Annotated in this window: 4 protein-coding genes; 3 read left to right on the top strand and 1 reads right to left on the bottom strand. The window is 58.2% G+C overall.

Features of this window, described 5'->3' with window-relative positions; all coding sequences use genetic code 11:
• Positions 1–274: 274 nt before the first annotated feature.
• A complete protein-coding gene (locus L692_RS0112915) occupies positions 275–742 on the bottom strand; it encodes a MarR family winged helix-turn-helix transcriptional regulator (protein WP_025333069.1) in 468 nt (155 codons plus the stop codon).
• 319 nt (positions 743–1,061) lie between these two features.
• Between L692_RS0112915 and L692_RS0112910 the strand changes: the two genes are divergently transcribed.
• The 3 genes from L692_RS0112910 to L692_RS28705 form a co-directional block, all read left to right on the top strand.
• Positions 1,062–2,360, top strand: a complete 1,299-nt coding sequence (locus L692_RS0112910; protein WP_025700457.1) for an MFS transporter — start codon at positions 1,062–1,064, stop codon at positions 2,358–2,360.
• 129 nt (positions 2,361–2,489) lie between these two features.
• The gene (locus L692_RS0112905) at positions 2,490–3,203 is read left to right on the top strand and encodes an ABC transporter ATP-binding protein (RefSeq protein ID WP_232238782.1); all 714 of its coding nucleotides are present in this window, start codon (positions 2,490–2,492) and stop codon (positions 3,201–3,203) included.
• 20 nt (positions 3,204–3,223) lie between these two features.
• On the top strand, positions 3,224–3,832 hold a 609-nt coding region (locus L692_RS28705; protein ID WP_198027752.1), incomplete at its 3' end, for an ABC transporter permease.

The following is a 3,832-nucleotide window of genomic DNA, read 5'->3' as shown; positions in this document are numbered from 1 at the left end:
GGTATCGGCGGGCCTCCGCAGCGGAGTGCCGGTGTCCGAACAGGAGAGCATCGCTTTCAAAAAGGCGCAATAGCGCCGCGTGACCGTAATTTAGCGGCAGAGCGGACAGGCGCAAAGCGCTCTATATAAACGGAAAAGAAACGGAAAAAAATGGCTGTGCCGCCCTCTAATGGACGGTACAGCCGTTTTTCTTGAACATGAAGACTTAATAAGCCGGACCTTGTGCGGCAGACCGGTTGCCCGAGGATGCTTGCGGACGGGAACCTTCGGAAAGCTATTTCCGCGGAAGCGGAGACAGCTTCTCGGCCTGAAGCCCCATCTTTTTCAGCAGCACGATCATCTGTTCCTTCTCCTCGTCGTTCAGTCCGCTGAACGCCAGATGAATGCGCTCCGAATATTTCGGGTACATGTCGTTCATCAGACGCTCACCCTCTGGTGTCAGCTCCGCAAAAATAACCCGGCGGTCGGTAGGGCAGGGCTTGCGCTGCAGGTAGCCGCGCTCTTCGAGCTTGTCGATGACGTAAGTAACATTCCCGCTCTGCAGCAGCAGCTTGGCGCCGATCTGCTGGATTGGCTGCGGTCCTTTATAGTAAAGCACTTCCATGACGGCAAAGGCCGTCGGGTTGAACCCTTCGATCTTGCTTCCAATTACGGCATGTTCATTGATGCTCTTGAAGGACTTGGCGAACACGCGGTACAAGTGCAGCGTCAGCTGGGTATCGCGTTCATAGGATTGTATCATTCATCTCTCACCCTTTATTATTAATTCTTCTTGCGGGCCGCCCGCAGGGTTGAACAATCTCATCCTGAAAGCAAAGGACCTGTGCAAAGCGAACCTGTATATATCCTTACAATACGTGAATAAATGGCAGAAAAACATGTGATTTGTCACAATGAGTACACTTTTAATTATTAAAAATCAAAATGCTTTCGCTTTCTGCGGCGAGATCCAAATCAGCCTCTGCGGGTAGCGGAGATTACATCCCGGGACGGATGGATAAATATCCCTGTTGCCTTAATATGGCTTTATGAAGCTAGAGAACGACAGGAGTGAAATAGCAATGAATAATCAAAGCTCTGACCATGAAAAAAGCAAGCTGACGCTGAGCCGCCCGCTTCTGCTGCTGCTCTCGGCACAGCTCATATCCAATGTGGGCGATTGGCTGCACGTGCTCGCGCTGCTGACGATGGTCGGCTTGAAATGGCACGCGACGCCCTGGGAGATTACCGCTATCTCACTCTGTATGGCGGCTCCGATGCTGCTCGGCGGGCCTTTCGCCGGGGTGGCGGCCGACAGGCTGAACCGCAAGGCGTTGATGATCGGCTCGGATGTCGCCCGTGCGGTGATCGTGGCCTCGCTCGTATTCGCCGGATCGCTGACCCAGGTCTATGTGCTGCTGCTGCTCAAGGGAATGATGGACGTGATCTTCTCCCCGGCCAAGAGCGGCAAGCTGAAAGAGCTGGTTCCCGCCTCCCAAATGGATGCTGCGGTTGGCTTGAGCTCCTCCATAGAGCAGATTACGAAAATTCTTGGTCCCGCCCTTGGCGGTCTGTTGGTGGCGATGTTTGGCGTCTCCGCCTGCTACCTGATTGACTCCGCCACATTTATGGTCTCGGCTGCGATTCTGGCCGCTCTGCCGAGCCGGGCGGGGGCCGGGAGCCGGACCGAAGGACGTGCCGGAGACTGGCAGTCTTTCCGCCGGGAAATGGCCGCAGGTCTGCGGATGATTGCCGGTATGCCCGCTGTGCTCAGCGGCATTCTCATGCTCGTATCCGTTCTGCTCGTGTTGAATATCGCCGATTCGCAGCTGGTGACGCTGTTCCGGATCATTCCCGGCGTAAGCGGCGATCTGCTGGGCTGGTGCGTGGGGGCAAGCGGGCTGGGCACACTGATCGCGGCGCTGCTGGCCGGGCGGATGGGCGGCTCGCGGCACCCGCTGCTGTTCATGGGCATTGGCGCGGTACTAATGGGAGCGGTATCCGCCGGGGCGGCTGTGGCGACCGCAACCGGCCAACCGGGAGCGGTTATTTATATCCTTTTATTTTCCGCGTTTCTTCTGGCAGGAGTCGGAGCGGGATTCGTCTTCATTCCGTTTCAGGTGATGCTGCAAAAACGGACACCTGTAGCCTACACCGGCAGGGTCTTCGGGACGGTAAACAGCCTGACCAGCACCTCCGTCATTCTGGGCCCGGTGGCTGGCGGAGCGCTGGTTACGGCTTCGGGTCCGGTGCTTGCCTACATTGTCTCCGGCTTGCTTACCCTGCTGCTGGGCGCGGCCATGCTGCTGCTCCGGGGATGGATCGAGCGCAGGGATCATGAGGCCGGCAAGGACAGCCTTGAAGCGCCGGCTGCCGTGTGAGCTTGAAGAGCGGCTGCAAAAGTCGTGAGCAAATGGTAAGATGTGTATTAGCTGTATTTACATATTTGGGAGATGGATCGGATGAAAGAGAGAGAAATCGGCAGGGAACTGCCCGAACAGGAACAGGAGATGCCGGAGCGGGAGGATATCGTGCTGGATGTTGCCATAGCCCAGGCGGGATATGAGGAAGGGGATGTCCGCATCGCGGATATTTCGTTTAAGGTCCGGCGCGGCCAATTGCTCGGACTGATCGGCCCGAACGGAGCCGGCAAGAGCACAACGATCAAGACGCTGCTCGGCTTGCTGAAGCATGTGAAGGCCGAGGTGTCCATCGGCGGCTCGGGCGGCAGCTACGCTTATGTGCCGGAGCAGCCGGTATTTTATGAGGATCTGACGCTGTGGGAGCATCTTGACCTGTCGGCCGCCGCTTACGGGCTGGACTACGGGAGCTTCAAGGAGTCGGCGGAGCGGCTGCTCCGCCAATTCGGCATGGAGCATGTGCGCGACGATCTGCCAGCGGGCTTCTCCAAAGGGATGAAGCAGAAGATGATGCTGATGCTCGGGTTTCTTGTGCAGCCCGATCTCTATATCGTAGACGAGCCGTTTATCGGACTTGATCCCCGGGCAACCAAGGATTTCCTGCGTCTGCTGGAGACGGAGCGACAGCGGGGAGCGGGGGTGCTGATGTCAACGCATGTGCTGGATACGGCGGAGAAGATCTGCGATTCATTTGTGCTCGTATCCGCCGGGCGCGTGGCGGCTGCCGGCACGCTGGACCATATCCGCGCGGCGGCGGGATTGCCGGAAGCGTCGCTGTTCGACTGCTTCGATGCGCTGGCATGATGGGGGAGGTGAAGCATGCCATGAACAATCTGGCGGAGAGACGGACCGGCTATGACACCCCTGATCCCGGGAGGCTGCTGCGTATGCGGCTTGTCCAGCACTGGAAGGAGCAGCTCGGCATCATCCGCACCGCCGCCGACTGGACGGTATTTCTGTACATCCTGATCCCGGGAGCGCTGCTTGGCGGAAGATATTATTACGGATTCTGGAAGGAGCCGCTTCCGGCATGGATTCATCTGCTGCCCTACGCTGTCCTGCCCGCGCTGCTCGCTCTTCTGATGCAGGGCGGCATGCTGCTCCTGCTGCATGAAGGAGACCTGCTGTTCCTGCGGCAGCGCAAGGAATGGATACGGACAATCATGCTCGGCGGAATCTTGTACAGCCTGTCGGTAACGGTCCTGAAGATTGCGGCAGGCTTTCTTATCCTGCTGCCGTTCCTTGTTCGCGGTTACGGCTTAAGCGAGAGCGGCGCGGGAGCGCTGCTGGTTCTGAGCCTGTGCTGCGGAACCTGCATCAAGCTGCTCGCTCACAATGTAAGGGTGCAAAAGCAGGGATGGCGAAGATGGCTGTGGCTGCTCCTCGCCGCGTGGCTGCCCTCCGGACTGTACATTCGCGCCGCCATTGCCTGG

Source organism: Paenibacillus forsythiae T98, assembly GCF_000520735.1.
Taxonomy (GTDB): Bacteria; Bacillota; Bacilli; order Paenibacillales; family Paenibacillaceae; genus Paenibacillus_AQ; species Paenibacillus_AQ forsythiae.
This window is presented reverse-complemented; position numbering and strand designations above follow the sequence as displayed.

Coding starts and splice junctions, on each gene's coding strand:
- L692_RS0112915 (WP_025333069.1), bottom strand. CDS start 742: ATGATACAATCCTATGAACGCGATACCCAGCTGACGCTGCACTTGTAC.
- L692_RS0112910 (WP_025700457.1), top strand. CDS start 1,062: ATGAATAATCAAAGCTCTGACCATGAAAAAAGCAAGCTGACGCTGAGC.
- L692_RS0112905 (WP_232238782.1), top strand. CDS start 2,490: ATGCCGGAGCGGGAGGATATCGTGCTGGATGTTGCCATAGCCCAGGCG.